The organism is Paracoccus aestuariivivens (assembly GCF_009711225.1).
Lineage (GTDB): Bacteria > Pseudomonadota > Alphaproteobacteria > Rhodobacterales > Rhodobacteraceae > Paracoccus > Paracoccus aestuariivivens.
In genome coordinates this window covers 254,362-279,162 of record NZ_WMIE01000004.1, presented here as the reverse complement: position 1 = coordinate 279,162, position 24,801 = coordinate 254,362, and the positions used below count along the sequence as shown (strand labels likewise).

Below are 24,801 nucleotides of genomic sequence, written 5' to 3'. Positions count from 1 at the left end.
AATGAAACATGCAGCCGAAATCATCGACGTGTTCGGACCGTTTCCGGATGCCGAGGCCGTGCATGGTGTCAGCTTTGATGGACGCCATGTCTGGGTCGCGACGGGCGAGCGGTTGAATGCTGTCGATCCCGACAGCGGCAAGGTGCTGCGCGTGCTGGATGTCGCCGCAGATGCGGGGACTGCCTTTGATGGCACGCATCTGTTCCAGATAGCCAAATCCGTGATCCACAAGATCGACCCTCAAACGGGTGCAATTCTGGCGAAAATACCTGCTCCGGGTGCGGAGGAAGCTTCGGGGCTGGCTTGGTCCGAAGGGACGCTTTGGGTCGGTCAATACCGCAACCGGACGATCCACCAGATCGATCCGGAAACCGGCGCAGTACTTCGCACGCTGCAATCGGACCGCTTTGTCACCGGCGTGACCTGGGTCGAGGGGGAATTGTGGCATGGCACATGGGAGGAAGGTCATAGCGACATCCGCCGCGTCGATCCGGACTCGGGCGAGTTGCTGGATTGTCTGGAAATGCCCGAGGATATCGGAGTTTCTGGCCTTGAATCGGATGGGGCGGACCGCTTCTTCTGCGGTGGAGGGAAAAGCGCCACCTTGCGGGTCGTGCGCAGGGTGTCGTCCGCCGCCGACTGACCCTACGCGATAAGTGCCTCGCTGCTGTTTTCTGTGGTGATCAACGTCGTCTTTGCCAGTTGCTGACACTCGCGCGGATCGGCCCCGTCGATCTGCTTAAGCAGCAGTTCGGCCAATGCCCGCCCGGTCGCGATATGCGAATAATGCGAGGCATGGACCTTGGTCGAGACGTATTTGCCGATCTGGGTGCCGGAACGCAGGGCAAAGCCGATATGGCGAACCTCGTCGCCGATGCGGTCCCGAACACCGGCACGGGCGCCAAGAAAAGTCAGTTCGTTCGCGCAGACAAATCCGTCTGCTCGGCGATCAAGCAGCGGACCGACCGAGCCGCGGGCCAGATCGGCTGCCAGCTCGGAATGGTGGCGCAGGCCGGGGTCCGGCTCGATCCCGTGTTCGCGCAACGCCCGCTCATAGCCGCGTACCCGCTGGCGGACGAAGGTATAGCGCGTATCTCCGTCGATCAGGGCGATGCGTTTGAAGCCGTCGCGCAACAGCGCGTCGGTGCTTTGCCAAGCGGCAAATTCGTTGTCGATATCGAACCATGCATGTTCCGAGAAAAGCTCGGTCCGGCCATAGGTTACAAAGGGAAAATCCGCCTCTAGCAGGTAGCGGACCCGTGCATCCTGAAGCTCGATCAGGTCGAGGATCACCCCGTCCGCAAGCCTGCCGCGCACCAGTTCACGCAGTCGGTCCACCGCCATCCCGTCGCGGGCGGCGGGCACCGCGCGCACCGCGTAATCGGTTCCGGCAAAGCATTTGTGAAATCCGTTCAGCAGCCCGACCGCGCCGGAATCGCCGATCTCTTCCTCTTCGGTGAAGTTCAGGAAAGCCATCGCGATCAATGTTTTGCCCGTGCGCAGCTTGGCTCCTTCTAGGTTGCGGACATAGCCCAAGCGGTCAGCGGTTTCGCGTACCTTGACGATCATGTCGGCGCCGACCTTGTGGCCGTCCTTCATCGCCCGCGCGACGGTTGTCACCGAAACGCCCAATTCGTTTGCAATCGTCTTCAGCGTGACCGAAGGGGTGCTTGAGGCGGACCGCTCCATTATCGACCTTTCATTGCCCGCACCTCGGGAGGCCGGATCGGAAGCTTGGCCTGTCTTTCGCGCATAACCGTCAACAGGCGGGGGCGATCAGGAAGCAGGGTGATGCAATTGTCGGACCAGATCCTATCGCCGCCAAGATCCCATGTCACCCATAGGGCCGGACGGTCGGTGGTCAACAGGACTTGCGGCACGCCGTCCGCCGAAACACTTGTTTGCGCCATGATGGAAGCATTGCCGAAGTCGTAATCCTTGGGCCGCTTCGGCAGGTATTCATTCTCGCCATGATGCAGGCCGTTATCGGTCCATTCGAAATGCAAAAAGGAACCATCGGGCACGGTGTTCGCGGGCAGGCGCATGATCTCGACAGCGCGGTCGGGTGGGGTGGACAGGCTCCACTGTCCCAGCGGCCGCATTTCTCCGTCGATGCGAACCGTACGGACGGAAACATCTAGCCTGACGGGTTGATCCGTGTCGTTGATCGCGACAAGGGTAATGCCGCCCGTTCCGGCGTCGGGCTGGGCGGTCACCATGACCGGAGCGTAGAAGCGGCGCGCCATGTAGTGAACCGCTTTCCAACCGCCACCATATTCCAGACTGGACCAGCTTGCGACCGGCCAGGTGTCGTTCAACTGCCAGTATAACGTGCCCATGCAGCGGGGCTTGGTCGAGCGCCAGTTTTCGATTGCGGTTTTCATCGCCAGTCCCTGCGCGATCTGGCTCAGCCAGATCATGTCGTCGAAACTGTCCGGAAAGGTGCAATAGCGGGCCAGAGTCTCGACAATGCGGCTATTGCCGCCGGGATTGCGCTGGTGAACGTCCATGACCCGAGACGAGACATTGCGGTCCGCCGGCTCGGTAAAGCTTTCGATCACGCGCGCGGACGGGAATGACTGAAACCCGAACTCCGAGCAGAAACGCGGTTTCACGCTGCGATAATGTGCGAAATCCTTCGCCGAATGCCAGACGTCCCAGAAATGCATGTCTCCGCGGGTGTCGTCGTGCCAGCCGTCGCCGAAATTCAGCGGGCCGACCGAAGGAGACGAGGGCCACCACGGGATATCCGGCGCCTCGTCCTGCACGATTTCCTCAAGCGCGTGGTTCAAGCGGTCATACATGGCAAGATAGCGGTCGCGATCTGCCTTACTTTCGGGAAACCAGCCGAGCGCGCCGACCAGTTCATTGTCGCCGCACCACAGCGCCATACAGGGATGGACCGAGAGCCTGCGCACGTTCTGGCGGGCCTCAATACGCACGCCGTCCAGCCATTTCCGGTCTGCCGCCGGATAAAGGTTGCAGGCGAACATGAAGTCCTGCCAAACCAGCAACCCGCGTTCGGAACACATCTCGTAAAAGAAATCCGGCTCGTAGGTGCCGCCACCCCAGACGCGCAACATGCTCATGTTCGCCAGCGCTGCGCTATCCAGCAGATCTGCCACGACCTCGCGGGTGGCTCGGGTCGGCAGGGCATCGGCAGGTATCCAGTTCGCGCCTCGCATAAATATCTCGCGACCGTTCACGCGGAAGGCGAACCGGTTGCCGATGGTATCGGGACCGGTCAGCAGTTCGATCTGGCGCAGGCCGATGCGATAGCGGCGCGCCTGATCTCCGATGCGGATCTCCAGATCGTGCATATCCTGTGGTCCATGTCCGGCAGGCCACCATAGCCGGGGGTTTTCGATTCCGACCGACAGGGTACTGCGGTTCTGGCCCGGCCAGAGTTGCACGGTCTTGCGTTGGGTCTGGCCGCAGACCTGTAGAACGGCCTCGGCCTCAATGGGATGGGAGACATCGGTCAGGAAATCGACCTCAAGACGAACATGACCATTCTTGTGGATCTGCCGCAGCATGACGTCATCCAGCCGGATTGCTTCGCTGCGTCGCAACCGGATGCCGCCATGCACGCCGATGGGACTAAGTGCGATGTTCCAGTCCCAGCCCGCATCGCATTGCGGCTTACGCAAGAAATTGTAATGCGGCAGTCGGTTGTTCCAATGGATATGGGGCACCGGAAATGGGAATGCCTGCGCCTTTGCCTGTGCGATCCGTGAATTCGACCGGAAGCGAAGTTCGATCCGGTTCGCTCCTTGAAGCAGCGCTTGGGTCACGTCCAGATCATGGCGCATGAAGCGATTGCCCAACTGAGCGATCTCGGTGCCGTTCAGGACGACGTTGACGTGGCAGTCGACGCCTTCGAGTGTCAACGTGTAGCGGCCCGACGTTCCTGAAAAGTCGAACTCGCGCGAGGCGAGCCACTCGCTGTCATGGACCCAATCCAGTTCGGTCTCACGGTCGCGCCAATACGGATCGGGAATGACGCCCTGTTTCAACAGGACCGAATGGATGTCGTTAGGAAAATCCATAGGCCAGATGGCGCCACCGTCCGCGCGCGTCAGGCTCCAGCCCGCGTCCAACGAAATCCCTGTCATTTCCGCTCTCGGCAGCATGTCCATCGGTGTGTTTCTCTGACTTCCAATGCGAATGGTGCAACGATGCACCATCTGGATTCATCTGTCCACTATCGCGCGTCGCCGCCAATAAATATCAATGATAGGCAAATATATGGCAGGAGTGATGTCTTAAATCCTGTTGGTCGAACTGGTTCTTGGGATTAACGTTACACCTACGCGCTGATTCGATTGAACAGGTCTGCAAGAAGGGGGGAGGCAATATGAGAATACGGTTCCTGCTTGGGGCTACGGTGGCGGTTTGCGCCGCCGGTGTGGCTCATGCCGAAGATATCGAGGTCACACATTGGTGGACGTCGGGCAGCGAGGCGGCGGCGGTTGCCGAATTCGCCAAGGCCTTTGACGCGACGGGCAACAAATGGGTCGATGGTGCGATTGCGGGATCTGGCGGCGTTGCGCGTCCGGTCATGGTCAGCCGCATCACCGGCGGCGATCCGATGGGGGCGACACAGTTTAACCATGGTCAGCAAGCCAAGGAATTGGTCGAGGCCGGACTGATGCGTTCCCTTGAGGATGTCGCCAAGGCCGATGGCTGGCGCGACATCGTGCATCCGGCCTCGATCCTGCAAAGCTGCGAGATCGACGGCGAGATCTATTGCGTGCCGGTCAATATCCACTCTCAGCTTTGGCTGTGGCTGTCGAACGACGCTTTCGAAAAAGCCGGTTTAAAGGTGCCGACGAATTGGGAGGAATTTGTTGCCGCCGCGCCGGATTTGCGTAAGGCGGGCATCCAGCCGCTGGTGATCGGGCAGCAACCGTGGCAGGCCGCGCTGGTGTTCCAGAATCTTGTCGCCGCCATTGCCGGTCCCGAGGTCTATAAGCAGGTCATCACCGACAAGAATGTCGATGCGGTAAACACCCCTGAAATGGACAAGGCCTTTGCCGCATTGGTAACGGCGCGCGAGCTGGCGACCGGCTCGAATGTGCAAGAGTGGAACCAGGCCACGACCATGGTGATCAAGGGCGGAGCTGCTGGCCAGATCATGGGTGATTGGGCGCAGGGCGAGTTCGCCATCGCCGAACAGGTCGCCGGCAAGGACTATACCTGCCTGCCGGGTCTTGGGGTTTCGGATATCGTCTCGACCGGAGGGGACGCCTTTTATTTCCCCGCGATTGACGATCCCAAAATTGCCGCTGCGCAAGAAGCCTTGGCGCGGGTGATGATCTCGCCCGAGGCGCAGGTGGCGTTCAACCTGAAAAAAGGCTCGATGCCGGTGCGCAGCGATGTCGATCTGACTGCGGCAAATGATTGCATGCGCAAGGGGCTGGATATTCTGGCCAATGGGACGGTGGTTGACGGGCTGGATCAGGCGCTTTCAGCCGATGCCAGCAACCAGCTTTCCGATCTGATGATCCAGTTCTTCAACCAGCCGGACATGCCGGTCGAAAAGGTCAAGGAAAGCCTGATCGGCATTCTGCAATTGTCGAGCTGATAACGCCTCGCAGGCGGCCCAAGGCCGCCTGCCCTTCGTCGCGGAAATCGCGGCTTTGTGGACGATAAGCGGATAGGTGATATGGCCCGTTCAAACACCCAGGAGCGCCCGTCCCGGCTGTTCCGGAACCTTAGCGCGAAGATCGCCGCAGTTCCGATGATCCTGACTGCCATGGTCGTTTTCGTCGGTTTCTCGGTCTGGACCGTGGTTCATTCCTTTACCAAATCCGGATTGCTGCCGCGGCTGAATTTTGTCGGGACGTTGCAGTACGAACGGCTGTGGAACAGCGACAAGTGGCTGATTTCGATACAGAACCTCGTCATTTTCGGAGGTTGTATGCTGGTCCTGTCCTTCGTGATAGGGTTTGTCCTTGCCTGCCTTCTGGATCAGAAGATCCGCTATGAGGGCGTGTTCCGGACGATCCTGCTGTATCCCTTCGCGCTTAGTTTCGTGGTCACCGGCGTTGTCTGGCAGTGGATGCTGAATCCTGATTTCGGCGTCCAGTCTATCGTCAGGGGGATCGGGTGGGAAAGCTTCGCATTCGATCCGCTGAACAATGGCAAGATCGTCATGTTCGGCGTGGTGATCGCGGCGCTATGGCAAGGCTCGGGGTTTGTCATGGTGCTGTTGTTGGCGGGCTTGCGCGGAATTGACGATGAAATCTGGAAAGCCACGCGGGTGGACGGGGTTCCGGCATGGAAAACCTACCTGTTCGTCATCGTCCCGATGCTGCGTCCGGTCTTTGTGACGACGCTGGTCATCGTGACGGCAGGCATCGTCAAGGTTTACGATCTGGTGGTTGCGCAGACCGATGGCGGACCGGGGATCGCATCCGAGGTGCCCGCAAAATATGTCTATGACCAGATGTTCCTGAACCAGAATCTGGGGCAGGGGTTCGCGGCCTCGACCATGATGTTGCTGACCGTCGCGGTCATCATCATCCCCTGGGCCTATCTGGAATTCGGAGGGAAGAAGCGTGGCTGACATTGCCTTTGTAATCCCGCGAGGCGCGAAACCCCGCCGTCGAATATCCAGCCGCAATGTGATAATCTATGGCACGCTGATCGTCGTTGCCCTGTATTATCTGCTGCCGCTTTACGTGATGGTGGTGACGTCGCTCAAGGGATTGCCGGAAGTCCGGATGGGCAACATCTTTTCGCCACCGGTCGAAATCACGTTCGAGCCTTGGGTCAAAGCGTGGTCGCAGGCATGTACCGGCCTGAATTGCGACGGGTTGAAGCGCGGATTCTGGAACTCGGTCCGGATCACGGTGCCTTCGGTCTTCATCTCGATCCTGATCGCCTCGATCAACGGATACGCCTTGGCGAACTGGAAGTTCAAGGGGGCCGAGTTCTTCTTTGCCGTGCTGATGATCGGCGCTTTCATCCCCTATCAGGTGATGATCTATCCGACCGTCATCCTGCTGCGCGAACTGGGCCTTTACGGCAGCCTGACCGGTCTGGTGCTGGTGCATACCATCTTTGGGATGCCGATCCTGACGCTGTTGTTTCGCAACTACTTTGCCGCGCTGCCCGATGAGTTGTTCAAGGCAGCACGGGTTGATGGCACCGGCTTCTGGGGCATCTATTTCCGCATCATGCTGCCTTTGTCCGTGCCGATATGCGTGGTGGCGGTGATCCTGCAAGTTACGGGAATATGGAATGATTTTCTGTTCGGGGTCGTCTTCACCAAGCCGGAGTATTACCCGATGACGGTGCAGTTGAACAACATCGTCAATACCACGACAGGGGTCAAGGAATACAACGTCAACATGGCCGCGACGATCCTGACCGGCATTGTGCCGCTGGTTATCTACTTCGTCTCGGGGCGTTTGTTCGTGCGTGGCATCGCCGCTGGCGCAGTCAAGGGATAAGCCATGAAGGACAACAAATTGGTCACAACCGAAACCTCGCTTGCCATCAAGGGACTGCAGCTGTCCTTCGGCGCGATACAGGTTCTGAAAGACGTCAATATCGAGATCGGGCAGGGTGAGTTCATCGTCCTGCTCGGAGGCTCGGGGTCCGGAAAGTCGACGATCCTGAACTGTATCGCGGGGCTTCTGGACATCACCGACGGTCAGATCTTTATCAACGGCAAGAACGTCACGTGGAAGGAACCCAAGGATCGCGGCATCGGCATGGTGTTCCAGTCTTACGCGCTTTATCCGCAAATGAGTGTGCGGGGAAATCTGGCATTCGGATTGAAGAACGCCAGGATGCCCAAGGACGAGATCGCCCGCCGCATCAAACGCGCCGCCGAGATCCTGCAGATCGAGGACTATCTTGACCGCAAGCCAGCCGCTTTATCGGGAGGGCAGCGTCAGCGGGTCGCCATCGGACGCGCGTTGGTCCGCGATGTCGATGTTTTCCTGTTCGATGAACCACTGTCCAATCTGGATGCCAAACTGCGGGCCGAGCTGCGGGTCGAAATCAAGCGCCTGCACGACCGGTTGGGCAATACCATGGTCTATGTCACCCACGACCAGATCGAGGCGATGACGCTGGCCGACCGCATCGCTTTGCTGCGTCATGGCGTGATCCAGCAATTCGCCAGTCCGGCCGAGATCTATAGCAAGCCTGTGAATATCTATGTCGCGGGCTTCATCGGGTCGCCCTCGATGAACTTCATCAACGGGCAGATCACGGGCAGAGAATTTGCCTTCAACGCCCATAAGGTCAATCTTGCCGGCTATGACGGGCATCTGCGCGACGGACCGGCCATCCTTGGCGTCCGGCCCGAACATACCGGTTTCCGGACCGACGGGCCGGGCATCGATGCCACAGTCGAGATGCAGGAACATATGGGCGCGGAAAGTGTGCTGCACCTGCGACTGGACGGTCAACGCTTCACCCTGCGCACGCCCGACGACACCCATTACCCCGAAGGCACGCGGCTTCGCCTGACCTTGGACATCTCTCGCGCCTCGCTTTTCGATCCTCAAAGTGAACTTCGGCTCTGAACCGCAAGGAACAACCAATGCCCTTACTTTCCTATCAGCTGTACTCCTCGCGAAACTTCGCGGGGCTGGATCGGACTTGCGCCATGCTTGCCGATCTGGGCTATCAGGCGGTCGAACCGTTTGGCGGGCTTTTCGACCAACCCGAGGCCCTGATCGGCGCGGTCGAGGCCAATGGCCTGCGCGTCCCGAGCGCCCATATCAATCTGGCCGAACTAGAGCGTGATCCATCGCGCTTTGTCGATCTGGCGGGTCGGCTTGGCATCCAGACCTATTACGCGCCGTTCATCGCGCCGGATCAACGCCCGACGGACGCCGCGGGTTGGAAAGAGTTCGGTGCGCGGTTGTCCCGTGCCGGAGCGCCCTTGCGCGCTGAAGGTTTGGGCTTTGGCTGGCACAATCACGATTTCGAATTCGTGGCGCAGGACGATGGTTCGATCCCGATGCACTCCATTCTGGAAGGTGGCCCCGATCTGGAATGGGAAGCCGATCTGGCATGGGTCGTGCGCGGAGGAGCGGATCCCTTCGAATGGCTGGACAGCTACGCGCCCCGAATTACCGCAGCGCATATCAAGGACATCGCCCCGCAAGGCGAGATGCTGGACGAGGACGGATGGTCCGATCCGGGTACGGGAACGCTGGATTGGGCTGCGCTATGTCGCGCGCTGGAGGGCACGCGGGCGCGGTTATTCGTCATGGAACATGACAATCCGTCGGACGACGCGCGTTTTGCCAAGGCGGGCGCGACTCTGCATGCCAGAATCGGGGGCTAGTATGGACAAGCTGAATATCGGCATCATCGGGGCGGGCAATATCTCGGCCACCTATTTCGAGCTTTCTCCGCTGTTCAAGCGGCTCAACATTACTTCCGTCGCTGATCTGAACTTGCCACTGGCCCGTAAAGCCGCCGAGGCATGGCAGGTCATCGCACAGACGCCCGAAGACATGCTAGCCGATCCGTCGATTGATCTGATCGTCAACCTGACCGTTCCTGCGGCGCATTATCCGGTGTCGAAAGCGGCGCTGCTGGCTGGCAAGCATGTCTATTCCGAGAAACCCTTTGTGCTGTCCTTGGCCGAAGGGCAGGAACTGGCCGAAATCGCGTCGGCCAAGGGCCTGCGTCTGGGCTCGGCTCCCGATACGTTCCTTGGCGGTTCGCATCAGCAGGCCCGCGCCTTGATCGACGCGGGCGCTATCGGTCGGGTCCATAGCGCGACGGCGCATGTCATGTCGCCGGGCATGGAGCATTGGCATCCGAATCCGGATTTCTTCTTTCTGCCGGGCGGTGGGCCGATACTGGATCTCGGCCCCTATTATATCACAAATTTCGTGAGTCTGCTTGGTCCGGTTGCACGTGTCACCGCATTGACGGGAATGGCTTCGACCGAACGGGTGATCGGTTCCGAACCGCGCGCCGGAGAGCGCATTCCCGTCAAGACCCCGACCACCATCCATGCATTGCTGCAATTCGCTTCGGGAGCGATGGTGACAATGGGGGCCTCGTGGGACGTGCATGGCCATAAGCATGGCAATATGGAAATCTATGGCAGCGAAGGCAGTCTGATCCTGCCTGACCCGAACTTCTTCGGTGGCAGCCTTGAACTGGCGAAACGTGGCGAGAAACTTGCCGAGGTCCAGATGTGGGACCACCCCTTTGCCATTCCGAACCAGTCGCAAAACGGCACCCCGCGCGCCAATTACCGCGCTGCCGGTCTGGCCGACATGGCCCGTGCCATTTGTGAGGGTGGCGACTTTTTATGCGATCAGTCCCGAGCATTGCATGTGATCGAAGTCATGACCGCGATCCTGCAAGCGGGCGAATCCGGCAGTTGGGTGACATTGACAACAACCTGTGACCGTCCCGCGGCGTTGGACCCCGAGGCCGCGCGGGAATTGCTGGTTCAGGATCAAGCCGTTCCGCATCGGGGTAAGCCGTTGGCGATCCACGCCTCGGAATGATCGGGGTGAGTGTATAACCGCCTAATATTAAGGCGAAAATAGGTGGCGATCCGACTCAAGGCCCGCCGCCGTCGGGTCGCCGCAAGTATTGTGCTTGCTTTTCGAACTGGCTGGCGCAGTGTTTCCAGATCAGATTTGGGGGCTGGATATGGCTTGCGCGCATGCGGATCAGATCAGAATGGAAATTCCTCCCGAAGCACAAAAATCCAATGCCGTGTGTCGGGAATGTGTGGCGATGGGTTCGCATTGGGTGCATCTGCGGATCTGTCTAACTTGTGGCCATATCGGCTGTTGCGACAGTTCGCCCAATCGGCATGCGCGTCAGCATTGGCGCGCCTCGCTGCATCCGATTGTCGGGTCGATGGAACCGGCGGAACGCTGGACCTATTGCTTCGAGGATGACGAATTTCTTTGATCTTCGGGAGAGTCGGGAATGGAATCGATCGGCCATGACCTTCGACAGATGCAAAGGACGCCGCTGCATGCCGCCCATGTCGAGGCACTGAGGCGGATCGGTCGCGAGGAGGTTTTCGCGGAAGGCGAGACTGTTGCCGAAATAGGCGAACCGATGAACCGCTTTGTCTATGTCGAGGATGGTGAGATCGAAGTCCTGCATGCTTATTCGCGGGAAAGGATGATGCCCTCGACCATCGGTCCGGCGCAATTCACCGGCGAGATCGCCTTTCTGGCCGGTGGCGTTTACGCCTTGCCGATGCGGGCCGTGCGCAAGACCCGCGCAATCGTGGTCGATCGTGCCGAAATGTTACGGTTGATGGCCGAAGTCCCCGAGATTTCGGATATCGTCATCACGGTCTATGCCGCACGTCGCCGTTTGCAGCTTGAACAACGTGCGACCGGCCTGACCCTGATCGGCGCGGATCGGGATGCCAGCGTTCGCCAGATCGAGGAATTTGCCGGACGCAACCGCATTCCTGTACGCAGTTTCGATCTGGTCTGTCCCGGAGCAGTCGCCATTGCCAAGGAATGCGGCATCGAACCGGGCCATCCCGCCGTCATCTTCGGGCAGGGCGGGGTGATCGAGGCTCCGACTCCGCTGAAGGTTGCGCAGCGCCTTGGTCTGGACCTGCGGGCCAATCCGGGCGAGGTTTTCGATGTGATCATCGTCGGTGGCGGCCCCGCCGGTGTGGCTGCGGGCGTTTATGCCGGAGCAGAAGGGCTGCGCGCCTTGGTCATCGAAGATATCGCCGTTGGGGGGCAGGCCGGAACCTCCAGCCGGATCGAGAACTATATGGGCTTTCCGACCGGAATCTCTGGCGCGGATCTGGTATGGCGCGGCGAGGTTCAGGCGCTGAAATTCGGAACCAGCTTCGCGATGCCCCGCCGCGTGATCCGGCTTGCGCGGGCCGAGGACGGTCTGTTCTGCGTCACGTTGGACTGTTCGAACGAGATTTGCGCCCGTGCCCTGATCGTTGCAACCGGTGTCCAGTATCGGCGGCTCGCCATCCCCGGCATCGAACGGTTCGCGGGCAGCGGGGTCTATCATGCGGCCACCGAAATCGAGGCCCGCCGCTGCCGTGATGCCGCCGCCATCGTCGTCGGAGGCGGAAATTCTGCTGGTCAGGCCGCAATGTTTTTGTCCCGCAGCGCGAGCCATGTGCATCTGCTGGTGCGCGGGGATTCACTGGCTGCGTCGATGTCGGATTACCTGTCCAGCCGTCTTGCCGCAGATCCACGGATCGAGATCCATTACAACACGACCATAGCGGCGCTTCACGGAACGGATGCCCTGCAAGCCGTTGAAACCAGAAATCCTGACGGGACCAGCCAAAGGATCAATGCCTGTGCGGTCTTCATCATGGCGGGGGCTGCACCGAACTGCGGTTGGCTGTCCGGCTTGGTGAAACTGGACGAGGCCGGATTCATCCTGACCGGTGCAGCCGCAGGGCGAACAGCGTCATTCGAAACCTCACAACCGGGCATCTTCGCAGTGGGAGACATTCGGGCCGGTTCGGTCAAGCGCGTCGCCTCGGCAGTCGGCGAGGGCTCCGTCGTCATTTCCGAGGTCTGGCGCTATCTTGCAGACAGCGCGTGATGCGGCCCCATCCGCGCGCAATCATCCTAGGGGTCTTTGCCCGGAGCCGTGACGAACAGGTCTTTCCATTCGGGATGGCGCGCATATTGCGAACGGACAAACTTGCAGACTGGCACGATGCGAAAGCCGGAATTGCGGGCATCCTCCAGCAGGAAGTCCAGCAGTGCGAGGGCCACCCCCCGCCCGGCCATCGTTTCAGGGACGATCGTATGATCGGCGCTGACGATCCCGTTCGACACATGCGTGTAAATCAGGACGCCCTCGTCTTCGATCCCGCTGATCCGGGCAATGTAACGACCGCCCTCCGGGCCGTCGGCTTTCTCGATATTGGTGTCGGTCATTTCAGGACATCTCGTGGCAAGTTCGATTGAGCCTATCTGCTACGGTTTGTGCCGCCTAGCCAAAAGACTGTCCGGCTTCGGACGGGCGGCACCGTGGCAATGCGTCGGCGTAAGATCGTTTTGCGGACCGACCTGCCCCAAAAGCGGCTACTCGGTCGCGGTATAGACCAGTGTCCGGTCCGCAAGCGCGGGCAGGAACGCGCGGGTGAAGATCCGCTCGGCTTCAGGCTTGGTCTCCAATCCATATCCTTCGGCGACGATGTCTATCGAACGGGTCAGGCGCGCGTCATCGACATCTCCCAGCCCGATGCGGGCCATCTCATCCGAGGTGATCAGCTTGTCATAGGAGAACAGCATCCGAGCCTTCTCAAGATCCGGTTTGGCAAGGTTGTCATAGGCAATCACGGCGTCAACGCCAGCCTGCGGGTCTTGCCCGATCTCGATTACTGCGCGGTTCACCGCGCGGACAAGGCCCTTTACCGCTTCGGGGTTATCGGCGATCAGCTTTTGCGACACCATCATTCCGTTCGAGTACAGGTCCAGCCCGAAATCACCGAAATTCAACCAGTTGTAATCCTTGGCCGGATCCTGCCGATTATTCACCAGATTGAACCAGCTGGTGATGTTGAAAACCAGAGCGCCGTCGATATCGCCTTTGATGAGCATGGGCTCTTGCAGGTTCGGGGCCATGTTGTCGATGGAAAGCTTGTCCATATCGACCTGATTGAGACGGCTCAGAACCGTGACAAGCCGCGTCGTCGGCGTGCCTTGCGCACCGCCCAGTTTCTTACCCACCAGGTCGGCAGGGGTCTGAATGCCGGTTTCCTTTTTGCTGACGATGGTAAAGGGCGGCTTGTTCCACAGTTGATAGACCATGACCGGAGTTTCATCAGGGCGGGTCGCGGCGTTCTGGATGATCGCATTAATGTCGCCAAAGCCCGCGTCATAGGCCCCCGACATGATGCGGGTCACTGTCGCGGCGGAACCTTCGCCCTGATCGATGGTGACGTTCAGCCCCTCCTCTTTGAAGTAGCCCTTGTCGAGCGCCAGCAGGAAAGGCGCGTCCGAACCCTGTGTTTTCCAGCCAAGGGTGAAACGGATGTCGGTTTCGGCCAGCGCCGCACTGCTCAGGCCAAGGCCGATCGCGGCAGCAAAAACTAGTCTTTCCAGCATGAACAGCTCCTTCAGGGGTCAGGTTGAGGCGAGGTCGGTCTTGCGGTTGGCCCAGCCCACGAAGCGCGTCTCGATCAGCGAGAAAATCGCGTAAAGGGCGACGCCGAGAAAGGCGAGGATGAACAGTCCGGCAAAGACCAGCGGCACATCGAAATTCGACGAGGCCGACATCATGACGTTGCCGATGCCCTTGTTCGAGGCGACGGTTTCCGCCAGCACAGTGCCGACGAAAGCGAAGGTCGCGGCGATTTTCAGCGAGGCGAAGAAAAACGGCATGGTCCGGGGCAGGCCGACATTCCACAGCAGGTCGAACTTGCTTGCGCCTAGGGATTTCAGCACATCCTCAAGCTCGGGTTCGGTCGAGGCAAGCCCGGTCGCGATGTTCACAACGATGGGGAAAAAGCACATCGCAAGAGCTGTCAGTACGGCAGGCACAGGGCCCGCGCCGAACCAGAGCACCAGCACCGGCACTACCGCGACCTTGGGAATCGAGGAAAACCCGATCAGAAGCGGATAGGCCGTGTCATAGGCAATCCGTGATGTGCCGATCAGCGCCCCGATGACGACGCCGACAACCACACCCAGCGCAAATCCCAGCAGCGTCGTCCAAAGCGTTTGCAGGATATGGGGCCACAATACGTCCATCCTGTCGAACAGGGTCGCAAAAATCTGGCTTGGCCGTGGAAGGATCAGGTCGGAAACTCCAAGTGCCAGACACAGTATCTCCCAGAGCAGAAAGAAACCAAGGATCAGCGCGGCGGCCCAGACGCGACGGCGGAATGCATAACCCATGGCTCAGGCGACCTGTTCAACGCTGGCTGAACGTGCCGCGATGATACGTTCGCGAAGGCGTTGGTTCAGCGTGACGAATTCAGGCTGAAAGGTCATTTCCACGGTACGCGGGCGTGGAAAATCGACGCTGCTGTCGTCGATGATCCGGCCGGGGCGGGCGCTCATGACACAGATCCGAGTGCCAAGGAATCCGGCCTCCTTCAGGTCATGCGTAACCAGAACGACTGTCGGGCGGCGCTTCATCCAGAGTGCCTGCATCGTGCCCCACAGTTCTTCGCGCGTGAACTGATCCAAAGCGCCGAACGGCTCGTCCAGCAACAGCAGGCTGGGGTCGTGGATCAAGGCCCGGCACAGGTTCGCGCGTTGCAGCATCCCGCCGGACAGTTGCCAAGGGTAATGGCCGGCAAATTTCGATAGGCCGACATCGGCCAGCAGGGCATGCACACGGTCGCGGAACTCGGTCTTTTTCTTGTGTGCGTAATCTTGCCTGAAAGGCCGAACGATCTTGAGCGGCAACATGACGTTCTTCTCGATTGTCAGCCAAGGCAGCAAGGTCGGGTTCTGGAATGCCATTCCAATGCGCAAGGCGCTGGCCGCGACCTCGCGGCCGCCGACAATGACGTCGCCGCTGCTCGGGCGCAATAATCCGCTGGCCAATTTCAGGATGGTAGATTTCCCGCAGCCCGAGGGGCCGACAAGGGCCAGAAACTCACCTTCGGCGATGCGCAGGTCTGTCGGTTGCAGGGCCTGAACGCGGTTCTGGCCCTGGCCGAATGCAACGGAGGCGTTTGATAGCACAACGGCGTGGCGCTGACGGTCGGCGCTATGCTGGGCCTGCTCGTTCTGCATCCAATTACTCCATCCGGTCGGGAAATAGTGCATGCACTTAAAGTATGCGTAAATTGGCGAAGGCGCATTTCGCAACTGTGCAAGACTTGGCCCCTTGCGGATTTGTCAGGATGCCGAAATATTGCGCTGAAACTGCATGCATCAAGGCGAAAGGCGCGGAGTTGCCAATTCGGCTAGCATTCGGACGTCGAGAGGTAAGATGAGCGCCGCCAGCAAAACCGGAAAAACCGAGAATGATCGTCTGTCGATGATCTGTCAGGGCATCCGTCGCGCCATTCTTGAGGGCGCTTTGATGCCCGGAGACCGTTTGCCCGAGGACGCTTTGGGCGAAAGCTTTGGTGTGAGCCGGACGATTGCGCGGCATGCGCTTGGTCAATTGGCCGCAGAGGGGCTGGTCGAATTGCGCCGTAACCGCATCGCCACCGTCTCGGCCCCGACGCCTGCGGATGCGCGCGATATTTTTGACATCCGCGTCGCGTTAGAGCGGCAGGTGGTGCAGCATCTGGCGGGCAATCTGACAGATTCACAGGTTGCCGAGTTGGAGGCCATTGTCGATGCCGAGCACGACGCGCGTCACGGTCCCGACGGCGCCTCGATCCGCTTGGCGACAGAGTTCCATATCAGACTGGCCGAAATGACCAGAAAGCCGATCCTGACGCGCTACGTGACGGAAATCTGTTATCGTGCGGGGCTTTCGTTGTCTTCGTTGGGGCGTCCGCATTCATCCGAATGTGCGATAAGCGAGCATCTTGCGCTGATCGACACCATTCGCCGCGGACCGCCCGAAGCGGCCAGCCAGATGATGGCCGACCATCTCGAGGCCGTGGCATCGCGCGCATTGCTGAGTGGAGAAGGTCGCCAGACCCGCGACCTGTCAGCGATACTGTCGCCCTATATCGGCGGCTAGGTCCGGGCGCAGGACGGGTCCAGAATCCACTCGGCGCTGTCGTTCCAGACATCGGTGTTCAGAATCAAGCCGTCGCGAACGACAAAGCGATCGACATAGCGGTTATTGTCAAACGGCGTCCCGTCCGGCCATTCGCCATACAGATAGCCGAGGCTATAGATGATGGTCTCGTCAGTGCCTGGAACGACATCGTAACGCTCGATCCGCTTTTTGACCCATTTGTAGCGGGCTGCGTTGAAAGTGGTTGGGCCCGAGGGAGTGTCGAATTCGCGGTTCCCGGTGAATCGGCATTTGAATTCGGGCGAGACATAACTCGCCGCGCGCACCGGATCTGGTGCCATCGAGGCATCCAGATAATCTTTAACCGCTTGTAAGTCAGTTTCTGTTTTACTCGCCATCAGATGGGCTCCTTACGTTGTAATCTACAGCATTAACTGCATACAGTTTGGTGGCAATATGGCATTCAAACGAGGCGACCCGAATGGGGCACAAGAAGATCGACCTGCTTTTGCGCAATGCGCGGCTGACCGATTCAGCGGCACCGACGGATCTGGCCATCGCGGATGGCCGCTTCGTTGCGATAGCCTCGGGGCAAGTCGAGGTTGTCAGGCGCATTGATTTGCAGGGCAGGGTGGTCATCCCCGGTCTGGTCGAAACCCATATCCATCTGGATAAGGCGCGGTTGTCATGCCGCTGCGCACATGGCGGGTCGTTGCAGGATGCGGTCGCGGCGGTCGCGCTCATGAAGCGCGGATTTACGCGGCAGGATGTGTATGACCGCGCCGCAAAGGTGGTCGAAGCCGCTATTTTGCAAGGCACGATGCATCTGCGCAGCCATGTCGAGGTTGATCCTCGCGCCGGTCTCCGCAGTCTCGAGGCGATCCTTCTGCTGCGCGAGGATTACCGTTTCGCGATGGATATCACGATTTGCGCCTTTGCCCAGGAGGGCCTGACCAATGATCCGGGCACTGAGGAATTGCTCCATCAGGCATTGGAACGCGGTGCCGATCTGCTGGGAGGATGTCCTTACACCGATAGCGATCCGGTCGAACAGATCTGGCGCCTGTTTGACATGGCGGTCGCGCATGATGTCGATCTGGATTTCCATCTCGATTTCGATCTGGACCCCAGTTGGAGCCATATGGACGCGATCTGCGACAATACCCAGCGGACAGGTTGGCACGGACGGGTCAATATCGGCCATGTCACGAAACTTGCAGCCATGGATGACGCGGAGATCAGGCGATACGCAAAGTTGCTGGCTGCGGCGGGTGTGGCAGTGACAGCGTTACCGTCGACCGATCTTTATTTGAACAGCGGCAACCAGGGCTTTCGCGCATCCCGCGGGATCGCGCCGGTCCATTTGCTGGCCAAGCATGGCGTCGAAGTCTCGGTCGCGAGCAATAACATTATGAATCCGTTCACCCCCTACGGTGATTGCTCGTTGTTGCGGATTGCCAATCTTTACGCGAACGCGATGGGGATCGGTCCCGACGGATTTGCCGATTGTTTCGACATGATCGGACGCAACGCGGCCCGTATCATGCGCTTGCCTGATTATGGCCTGAAGATCGGAGATCGGGCGGATCTGATCGTGCTGGACACGACATCACATGCCGAGGCATTTGCAACCATCGCCCAGCCGGTCATGGGTTTCAAAGCCGGACGGCAGAGCTTTTCACGACCCGAGGCACGGATCCTGCGCGAAAAAACGTCAATCGGGATCGCGCATCGATGATCCAGTTCCTCAATCCCAATATCTCGGCGCGGGTCACGCAGGCTATGGTGACGATTGCACAGGCGACACGTCCGGATGTGCCGGTTCAGGGGATAACAGCGCCGATCGGCGCGTTGATGATCACCGAACCTCAGGCTTTGGCTGAAAGTGCGCGGGCGATTGCAACGATGGGCCAATCCTTGCCTGCGGGCACGCGCGGGGTTGTTGTCTCGGCTTTCGGCGATCCGGGCATCGATAATCTACGCTGCGCCCTGTCGGTTCCTGTCACCGGCATCGGCGAGGCCAGTTTCCTCGAGGCGGGTGCGGATGGTCGCCGTTTCGGGATCGCCACGACGACCCCTCTGCTGGATCAGGCTATCCATGATCGGGTCGCCGCTAGCGCCGTTGCGCGGCAATTCATCGGTTGCTCCTATACCGAGGGCGATCCGGTTGCGCTAACCTTGCAACCCGAGACGTTGCTGGATGCCTTGTCGCAAGCCATCAGGCAGTCGATTGGTGCCGGAGCCGAGGCGGTCATTATCGGTGGCGGGCCTTTGGCGATGGCCGCGCGCAAGCTGGCTGACAGTTTCGAGATTCCGATCATCGAGCCAGTACCAGCCGCGATGCGCCGGATCTGCGCATTGCTGGGAATCTGACAGTTATTCGGCCGCCACGGCTTGTTGCGCCAGAAAGCAGGCAACCCGACGTCTTGCCCCGATCTCGATGACCGGAGGAAGCTTGTCCCGACATTCAGGCATCGCATTCGGACAGCGCGGCGCGAAGGAGCAGGCCTTGGGTTTTTCCTCTAGCGAGGGCGGCACACCGGGGATCGCCTCCAGCCGTTCGCCACGCTCGACGTCATGCAGATTGGCGGCCAGAAGGCCACGTGTATAGGGGTGATGGGCGTCGTTGATCACCTCATGCGTGCTGCCTTCTTCGATGATCTGGCCCGCATACATCACGGCAATCCGGTCCGAGATCTCGACTGCGACGCCGATATCATGGGTGACGAAGATGACTCCCATGCCGAATTCCTTCTGCAACTCGCGCAGCAGCAACAGGATCTGGATTTGCACTGTCGCATCCAATGCGGTCGTCGGTTCGTCCGCCAACAACAGGCGCGGACGACAGGCCAGCGCCAGTGCAATCATCACCCGCTGGCGCATCCCGCCGGAAAGCTCATGCGGAAAGTTCATCATTCGCCGCTCGGGCGAGGGGATGCGTACCCGACGCAGCATATCCAGCGCGACGTTTCGCGCTTCCTCGCGCGAGACCCGCTTTTTGCGCCGCACCGCCTCCGAGATCTGGTCGCCGATGCGATAGACTGGATCAAGTGCCAAGGCGGGTTCCTGAAACACCATCGACACGTCGCCGCCGCGATAGTCTTGCAGGGAACGGCCCGACAGCGTCATTATATCTGTGCCATTGACCTTGATCCCGCCAGAGATCTGCGTCCGCGCGGGTGGTAGAAGCCGCAGCAAGGTCTTGAGTGTCACCGATTTTCCAGAGCCGGATTCGCCCAGCAGGACCAGCATCTCGCCTTGCTCAAGCTTCAGGCTCAGGTCGTTTATGGCGTAAACTGTTCTTTCGCCTTTGAACGTGACATTCAGTCGGTCGAATTCCAGAAGCGCGGTCATTGCGGCGTTCCTTTGGGTAGAAAGCCTGATCCGGCAAGACTGTGTCCGGATTCCGGATCGTGGATGTGGCAGGCGGCGCAATGTTCGGTACTGTCGCCGAATGGCCGCAGCAACGGTTTGGCCGATGCGCAGACGTCCTCGGCATAGCGGCAGCGCGTGTGGAAGCGGCATCCTGTCGGCGGGTCGATCGGGTTCGGCGGGTCTCCTGATAGCGGCGGCACGGTGGTCCGGTGGTCGGGATCCATCGAGGGCATCGCCGCGAAAAGCGAGGCGGTGTAGGGATGGGCCTGCGCGGCGTAAACCTCGTCAACCGGACCGACCTCGACCACCTCGCCCAGATACATCACCAGCACCCGATCCGAGATATAGCGCACCACGTTCAGGTCATGGCTGATGAAGACATAGGTCAGACCCAGATCACGGCGCAGGTCGTTCAGCAGGTTCAGCACCTGCGCCTCGACCGATTTGTCGAGCGCCGAGACCGCTTCGTCCAGCACCACCAGACGCGGAGACATGGCCAGTGCGCGGGCGATGTTGACGCGCTGACGCTGCCCGCCCGACATCTCGTGCGGATAGCGTCCGGCGAAGCGGGCCGGCTCCAGACCAACGCGGTTCATCATCTCTCGGGCACGGCCGCGCGGGTCATCCAGACCGTTGATGCGCGGACCGAAGGCGATGGAGTCCTCGACCGTCAGCCGCGGGTTCAGCGAGGCATAGCTGTCCTGAAACACCATCTGGATGCCGCGCCGTAACTCGCGCAGCGACATTTCCTCGCCCAATTGCTGACCGTCAAAGATGATCTTACCCTCGTCGGGCGCGATCAGGCCGATCAGCAGACGGGCGGTGGTGGATTTGCCGCAACCGGATTCGCCGACGACGCCCAATGTCTCGCCCTTGCGGACCTCGAACGAGACACCGTCCACAGCATGCACGGTCGCGACCTGACGGCCCAATATCCCGCCATGGATCGGGAAGTGTTTTTTCAGATCTCGGCAGACCACCAGAGGTTGGGCGGGTCCGCCAATATCGGGCAGGGTGTCGGGCAAGGTTTCGGTTTGGTCCGGAGCGGTATGCTGGCTCATGGCGTCAATCCTTGACATTCATCGCGCTGCGTAGCCCGTCACTCAGAAGGTTCAGGCAAAGCGATGTGATAAAGATCATCAGCCCCGGCAGAGCCGCGACCCAAGGGTTCATGTAGATGGCCGAACGCAGCGTGTTCAGCATTAGGCCCCATTCCGGCTCGGGTGGTTTCACGCCCACGCCCAGAAAGGACAGGCCAGCGGCAAGGATCATGCAGACAGATGTCAGCGACGAGGCATAGACGAAGATCGGTCCCAATACGTTTCCGATGACATGCACCCGCATTACCGTCAGTGCATTGCCGCCGCTTGCCCGGGCCGCCTCGATATAATCCGCCGATCGGACCCCCGAAGTAACGCTTTCGGCGACTCGGGTGATCGGTGGAATGAAAACGATGCTGAGCGAGACGAGGCTGTTCACGATTCCCGCACCAAGCGCCCCCGAAATCGCGATGGCGAGCAGAACCGAGGGGAAGGCAAAGAACACATCCACGGTGCGCATGATGATGGTGTTCGTCCGCCCGCCCGCATAACCGGCGACGATCCCCAGTGCCGAGCCGATGAAAAAGGCGACCACGACCGGCATCAATCCGATCAGCAGCGTCAACCGCCCCCCGTAGATCAGCCGCGCCAGCATGTCCCGCCCTTGCTCATCGGTGCCCAGAAGATGCCCCTCGGTCCCGATGGGCTTCAGCCGCGCGATCATCGAGGCCTTGTAGGGGTCTTGCAGCGGCAGCCACGAGGCGAAGATCGCTGACAGGATCAGCGCCATCAGGACGACGAAGCAAACCATGGCAACAGGATCACCCGAGACCCGATGCAGCACGCCTGCCCAATAGCCGCGACGTTTCGGGGTCCGTGCCAGCTCGATTTCGGCGACGGCCATGGGCTAGCTCCTTTTGATGCGGGGATCGATTGCCGCTTGCAGGATGTCGACCACAAGGTTCGCGGTGACGAAGAACATCGCTAGAACAAGGATCGTGCCCTGCAGCAGCGGCAGGTCACGCTGGAAGATCGCATTCGACAGCAGCATTCCCGAGCCGGGCCAGTTGAACACGGTTTCGATCAGGATCGAGCCGCCCAGCAATGCCCCCATCTGCAAACCGATGACGGAAAGCGCTGTAGCTGCGGCATTGCGGATGACGTGGATCAGAACGTCGAAATTCGACATGCCCTTGGCGTAAAGGGCCATGACGAAATCCATGTGGAATATATCGCCCACCAGCGCCCGTACTGTACGCGCGACGATGCCGATCGGGACGACCGCCAGTGTAATCGCGGGCAGGATCAGGTGGCGGATATGCAGCCAGTCAAAGGTCCATCCATCGCTGCCAGCCGGACCTGCGCCCATTGCCGGTAACCATGCAAGCTTCACCGCGAAGATGATGACCAGGACCATGCCGAGCCAGTAATTCGGTACGCTGACTCCGGCGATGGCGATCGAGGTGACCAGCTTGTCCAACCAGCTGTCACGGAAATACCCCGCCAGAAACCCCAGAAGCAGACCGATGGGAAAGGCGATCAGGGATGCTGTAACAGCCAGAAGCAGCGAATTCTGGACGGCCCGCCAGACTTCTCCGGCGACTGGACGGCCCGTGGCGATCGAATTGCCCAGATCGCCCTGAAACAGGTTGCCGAGCCAGAACAGGAACTGGACCGGCAATGGACGGTCCAGCCCGTAAGCCGCACGCATTGCGGCTTGCTCCTCGGCGGTGGCGTCGACTGCCATGATGGCGGTCAACGGGTCTCCGGGGGCGATATGGACCAGCAGGAAGCAGATGATGCTGACACCGAATGCCACGGGCAGCACGAGAAGTAATCGTCGAATGACATAGGCGAACATAGGCTCGGTCCGTCTGGCTTGGCGCAGTCGCGCGCGGCGGGATGAGGCGAAGCGGGCCTCCGCAATCGCATTCCGGATGGCGGGGCAAACCGGCTGCCCCGCCGGAGGACCATTACTCGATGGTGATCGGAGAGAAGTCCTGGTTCCAGCTTTGCGCCTGATTGTAGCCCTTGACCTTGGGGCTAAGGGCGCGCGGCGCGACGTCATGGGCGACCATCAGGAACAGCGCCTCGTTGACGAACTTCTCATGCACCTTCTGCATCACTGCCGTTTGTGCTTCGGGGTCGAAGGTATTGCGAATGTCCTTGAAAAGCCCCTCCATTTCCTGATCGCAATAATGTCCCCAGTTGGTGCCGTTCGGCGAAACCAGATCGCATTGGACATGGCGGATGAATCCGACGAAAGGATCCTGAATCGAATAGGTGAAGTTGATCGATTGCGAGCCTTCGACCGAAGGATCGGCAGCACCCGCGCGCCACAGGTTGATCATCTGGTTCCACTCGACGACCATGAACTCGACGTCGATGCCGATGGCCGCAAGGTTCTGCTGGATATATTCGTTCATGGGCAAGGGCAGCATCTGGCCCGAGCCCGAAGGCGAAATCAGCGCCTTGACCTTCAGCCGGTTGTCCGGCCCGTAGCCCGCCTCTTTCAGCAGGGCGGCGGCGGCTTCGGGGTCGTATTTCACCTCGAATGTCGGCTTGCCGAACCAAGGCGAGGACGGAGGCATGAAGCCTTTGGCGGGAACCATCAGCCCCCCCAGCAAAACGCTAAGGCCCTCGCGATCAACCGCAAGGTTTGCGGCCTTGCGGATACGTTCATCGTTCCATGGCGAACCTTCCAACCGAGACAGGTGCCACGTCCAGTTATGCGGATATTCGTTCTGCGTGATGTTGAAGCCCTGACCCTGCATCATCGGAACCATGTCGGGGGCGGGGGCCTCGATCCAGTCGACCTGTCCCGACAGCAAGGCATTGGCGCGGGCATTCGGTTCGGCCAGTGGGATCAGGACCAGTTTGTCCAGCTTGGGTACTCGTGGTTGGTCCCAGTATTCGGTATTAGGGACCATCTCGGCCTTTTCGCGTGGGACAAAGGCGGTCATTTTCCATGGACCGGTCCCCGAGGGGTTGGCTGCGACGGCTTCCCAGCTTTTGCCCTGCGCCTCCCAGTTCGCGGGCGAGGACACCATGATCCAGGCCAATTGGTACGGCAATGTGGCATCCGGAGACTTGGTGATGATCTCAAGCGTCTGGTCGTCGATGGCGCGGTAGCTGGCGACGGCGGGAATGCGGGATTTTCCCTGTGCCGACTGGCGTGGATCGTATTGCGGCGCTTTGTCGTTCAGAAGCTTGTCGAAATTCCAGACGATATCCTGAGCCTTGAGCGTCGATCCATCGTGGAACTTCACCCCCTCGCGGATCTTGAAAATCCACTTGGTTTTGTCGGCTTCATCTACCGACCATTCGGTCGCCAGTCCCGGGACAAGACCGGCAGCATGGTCGACGGCGGAAAGATCCCAGTTGATCAGCGCATCATAGACCGTATAGCCGATGAAACGCAGGCCTTCGCCGCCCTGATCGGGTTGGCCGGTCGTCAGCGGAATGTCCGACGCGGTCATGCCAATCCGCAGCGTGCCTTGGGCCTGTGCAATCCCCGCCGAAAGCGACAGCATGCCTGCAAAGGCAAGATGTCGGGCAATTCTGATAAACATGCTTCCCTGTCCTTTCCCGTTTTCTCCAGTTTGGTCAGAGAGCAGGGGCAGCCACAGAATGCGTCGTTGGTCCTGGATGGCCGGAATCGAATTGCCTTGATTATTTGCAGTTTCAAATGGTTGTGCCGGAGTTTTCTGCCAATCGCTGACAGAAAGCGCTAAGCGTGGGCCGCGACGATTCGGAACCTTCCCGTGCA

Annotated in this window: 24 protein-coding genes; 12 read left to right on the top strand and 12 right to left on the bottom strand. The window is 59.9% G+C overall.

The window, feature by feature from the left end:
* Nucleotide 1 precedes the first annotated feature (1 nt).
* Nucleotides 2-643 carry an NHL repeat-containing protein gene (locus tag GL286_RS10190; RefSeq protein WP_155095444.1) on the top strand — a complete coding sequence of 214 codons (642 nt, stop codon included), beginning with the start codon at nucleotides 2-4 and terminating at the stop codon, nucleotides 641-643.
* A 2-nt stretch (nucleotides 644-645) separates the two neighbouring features.
* On the opposite strand, the gene GL286_RS10185 is transcribed toward GL286_RS10190, so the two are convergent.
* Nucleotides 646-1,689 (bottom strand): LacI family DNA-binding transcriptional regulator, encoded by a 1,044-nt coding sequence (locus tag GL286_RS10185; protein WP_155095443.1) that lies wholly within the window; start codon nucleotides 1,687-1,689, stop codon nucleotides 646-648.
* Nucleotides 1,689-4,115 carry a beta-mannosidase gene (locus GL286_RS10180; protein WP_155095442.1) on the bottom strand — a complete coding sequence of 809 codons (2,427 nt, stop codon included), beginning with the start codon at nucleotides 4,113-4,115 and terminating at the stop codon, nucleotides 1,689-1,691. Before GL286_RS10180 ends, GL286_RS10185 begins: the two co-directional genes overlap by 1 nt.
* A 242-nt stretch (nucleotides 4,116-4,357) precedes the next feature.
* Here GL286_RS10180 and GL286_RS10175 point away from each other — a divergent pair, with 242 nt between their 5' ends.
* The 8 genes from GL286_RS10175 to GL286_RS10140 all read left to right on the top strand — a co-directional run bounded on the left by GL286_RS10175 (nucleotide 4,358) and on the right by GL286_RS10140 (nucleotide 12,555).
* Nucleotides 4,358-5,587, top strand: coding sequence for an ABC transporter substrate-binding protein (locus GL286_RS10175; protein ID WP_155095441.1), 1,230 nt, complete (start codon nucleotides 4,358-4,360; stop codon nucleotides 5,585-5,587).
* An 81-nt stretch (nucleotides 5,588-5,668) separates the two neighbouring features.
* On the top strand, nucleotides 5,669-6,571 hold the full coding sequence (locus GL286_RS10170) for a carbohydrate ABC transporter permease (RefSeq protein WP_155095440.1): 903 nt from the start codon (nucleotides 5,669-5,671) through the stop codon (nucleotides 6,569-6,571).
* Complete coding sequence (locus GL286_RS10165; RefSeq protein WP_425496093.1) at nucleotides 6,564-7,460, top strand: carbohydrate ABC transporter permease; 897 nt, start codon at nucleotides 6,564-6,566, stop codon at nucleotides 7,458-7,460. Before GL286_RS10170 ends, GL286_RS10165 begins: the two co-directional genes overlap by 8 nt.
* A gap of 3 nt (nucleotides 7,461-7,463) precedes the next feature.
* The gene (locus GL286_RS10160) at nucleotides 7,464-8,546 is read left to right on the top strand and encodes an ABC transporter ATP-binding protein (RefSeq protein WP_155095439.1); all 1,083 of its coding nucleotides are present in this window, start codon (nucleotides 7,464-7,466) and stop codon (nucleotides 8,544-8,546) included.
* A 17-nt stretch (nucleotides 8,547-8,563) separates the two neighbouring features.
* Nucleotides 8,564-9,316, top strand: coding sequence for a sugar phosphate isomerase/epimerase family protein (locus GL286_RS10155; RefSeq protein ID WP_155095438.1), 753 nt, complete (start codon nucleotides 8,564-8,566; stop codon nucleotides 9,314-9,316).
* 1 nt (nucleotide 9,317) lies between these two features.
* Nucleotides 9,318-10,502: a Gfo/Idh/MocA family protein gene (locus tag GL286_RS10150; protein WP_155095437.1), complete on the top strand. Its 1,185-nt coding sequence runs from the start codon at nucleotides 9,318-9,320 to the stop codon at nucleotides 10,500-10,502.
* Between the two features lie 178 nt (nucleotides 10,503-10,680).
* Complete coding sequence (locus GL286_RS10145) at nucleotides 10,681-10,917, top strand: UBP-type zinc finger domain-containing protein (RefSeq protein WP_211596262.1); 237 nt, start codon at nucleotides 10,681-10,683, stop codon at nucleotides 10,915-10,917.
* 18 nt (nucleotides 10,918-10,935) lie between these two features.
* Complete coding sequence (locus GL286_RS10140) at nucleotides 10,936-12,555, top strand: FAD-dependent oxidoreductase (protein WP_155095435.1); 1,620 nt, start codon at nucleotides 10,936-10,938, stop codon at nucleotides 12,553-12,555.
* 26 nt (nucleotides 12,556-12,581) lie between these two features.
* Here the strand turns inward: GL286_RS10140 and GL286_RS10135 are convergent, their stop codons facing one another.
* The 4 genes from GL286_RS10135 to GL286_RS10120 all read right to left on the bottom strand — a co-directional run bounded on the left by GL286_RS10135 (nucleotide 12,582) and on the right by GL286_RS10120 (nucleotide 15,710).
* Nucleotides 12,582-12,896 (bottom strand): GNAT family N-acetyltransferase, encoded by a 315-nt coding sequence (locus GL286_RS10135; protein WP_155095434.1) that lies wholly within the window; start codon nucleotides 12,894-12,896, stop codon nucleotides 12,582-12,584.
* A gap of 147 nt (nucleotides 12,897-13,043) precedes the next feature.
* A complete protein-coding gene (locus GL286_RS10130; protein ID WP_211596260.1) occupies nucleotides 13,044-14,069 on the bottom strand; it encodes an ABC transporter substrate-binding protein in 1,026 nt (341 codons plus the stop codon).
* 18 nt (nucleotides 14,070-14,087) lie between these two features.
* Nucleotides 14,088-14,861, bottom strand: coding sequence for an ABC transporter permease (locus GL286_RS10125; protein ID WP_155095433.1), 774 nt, complete (start codon nucleotides 14,859-14,861; stop codon nucleotides 14,088-14,090).
* Between the two features lie 3 nt (nucleotides 14,862-14,864).
* Complete coding sequence (locus GL286_RS10120) at nucleotides 14,865-15,710, bottom strand: ABC transporter ATP-binding protein (protein ID WP_155095432.1); 846 nt, start codon at nucleotides 15,708-15,710, stop codon at nucleotides 14,865-14,867.
* A gap of 199 nt (nucleotides 15,711-15,909) precedes the next feature.
* Between GL286_RS10120 and GL286_RS10115 the strand changes: the two genes are divergently transcribed.
* Nucleotides 15,910-16,617 (top strand): GntR family transcriptional regulator, encoded by a 708-nt coding sequence (locus GL286_RS10115; protein ID WP_155095431.1) that lies wholly within the window; start codon nucleotides 15,910-15,912, stop codon nucleotides 16,615-16,617.
* Here GL286_RS10115 and GL286_RS10110 read toward each other — a convergent pair.
* Nucleotides 16,614-16,958, bottom strand: a complete 345-nt coding sequence (locus GL286_RS10110) for a nuclear transport factor 2 family protein (protein ID WP_246184901.1) — start codon at nucleotides 16,956-16,958, stop codon at nucleotides 16,614-16,616. The genes GL286_RS10115 and GL286_RS10110 overlap by 4 nt on opposite strands.
* Before the next feature lie 140 nt (nucleotides 16,959-17,098).
* Between GL286_RS10110 and GL286_RS10105 the strand changes: the two genes are divergently transcribed.
* Nucleotides 17,099-18,355, top strand: a complete 1,257-nt coding sequence (locus GL286_RS10105; protein ID WP_155095429.1) for an amidohydrolase family protein — start codon at nucleotides 17,099-17,101, stop codon at nucleotides 18,353-18,355.
* Nucleotides 18,352-18,990 carry an aspartate/glutamate racemase family protein gene (locus tag GL286_RS10100; protein ID WP_155095428.1) on the top strand — a complete coding sequence of 213 codons (639 nt, stop codon included), beginning with the start codon at nucleotides 18,352-18,354 and terminating at the stop codon, nucleotides 18,988-18,990. Before GL286_RS10105 ends, GL286_RS10100 begins: the two co-directional genes overlap by 4 nt.
* A gap of 3 nt (nucleotides 18,991-18,993) precedes the next feature.
* On the opposite strand, the gene GL286_RS10095 is transcribed toward GL286_RS10100, so the two are convergent.
* The 5 genes from GL286_RS10095 to GL286_RS10075 form a co-directional block, all read right to left on the bottom strand.
* Entirely contained in the window at nucleotides 18,994-19,971 is a 978-nt protein-coding gene (locus GL286_RS10095) for an ABC transporter ATP-binding protein (protein ID WP_155095427.1), read from the bottom strand.
* On the bottom strand, nucleotides 19,968-21,053 hold the full coding sequence (locus tag GL286_RS10090) for an ABC transporter ATP-binding protein (protein ID WP_155095426.1): 1,086 nt from the start codon (nucleotides 21,051-21,053) through the stop codon (nucleotides 19,968-19,970). The genes GL286_RS10095 and GL286_RS10090 overlap by 4 nt, the downstream gene beginning before the upstream one ends.
* A 4-nt stretch (nucleotides 21,054-21,057) precedes the next feature.
* A complete protein-coding gene (locus tag GL286_RS10085) occupies nucleotides 21,058-21,936 on the bottom strand; it encodes an ABC transporter permease (RefSeq protein WP_155095425.1) in 879 nt (292 codons plus the stop codon).
* Nucleotides 21,937-21,939: 3 nt separating this feature from the next.
* On the bottom strand, nucleotides 21,940-22,893 hold the full coding sequence (locus GL286_RS10080) for an ABC transporter permease (protein WP_155095424.1): 954 nt from the start codon (nucleotides 22,891-22,893) through the stop codon (nucleotides 21,940-21,942).
* 112 nt (nucleotides 22,894-23,005) lie between these two features.
* On the bottom strand, nucleotides 23,006-24,604 hold the full coding sequence (locus tag GL286_RS10075) for an ABC transporter substrate-binding protein (RefSeq protein WP_155095423.1): 1,599 nt from the start codon (nucleotides 24,602-24,604) through the stop codon (nucleotides 23,006-23,008).
* Between the last annotated feature and the right edge of the window lie 197 nt (nucleotides 24,605-24,801).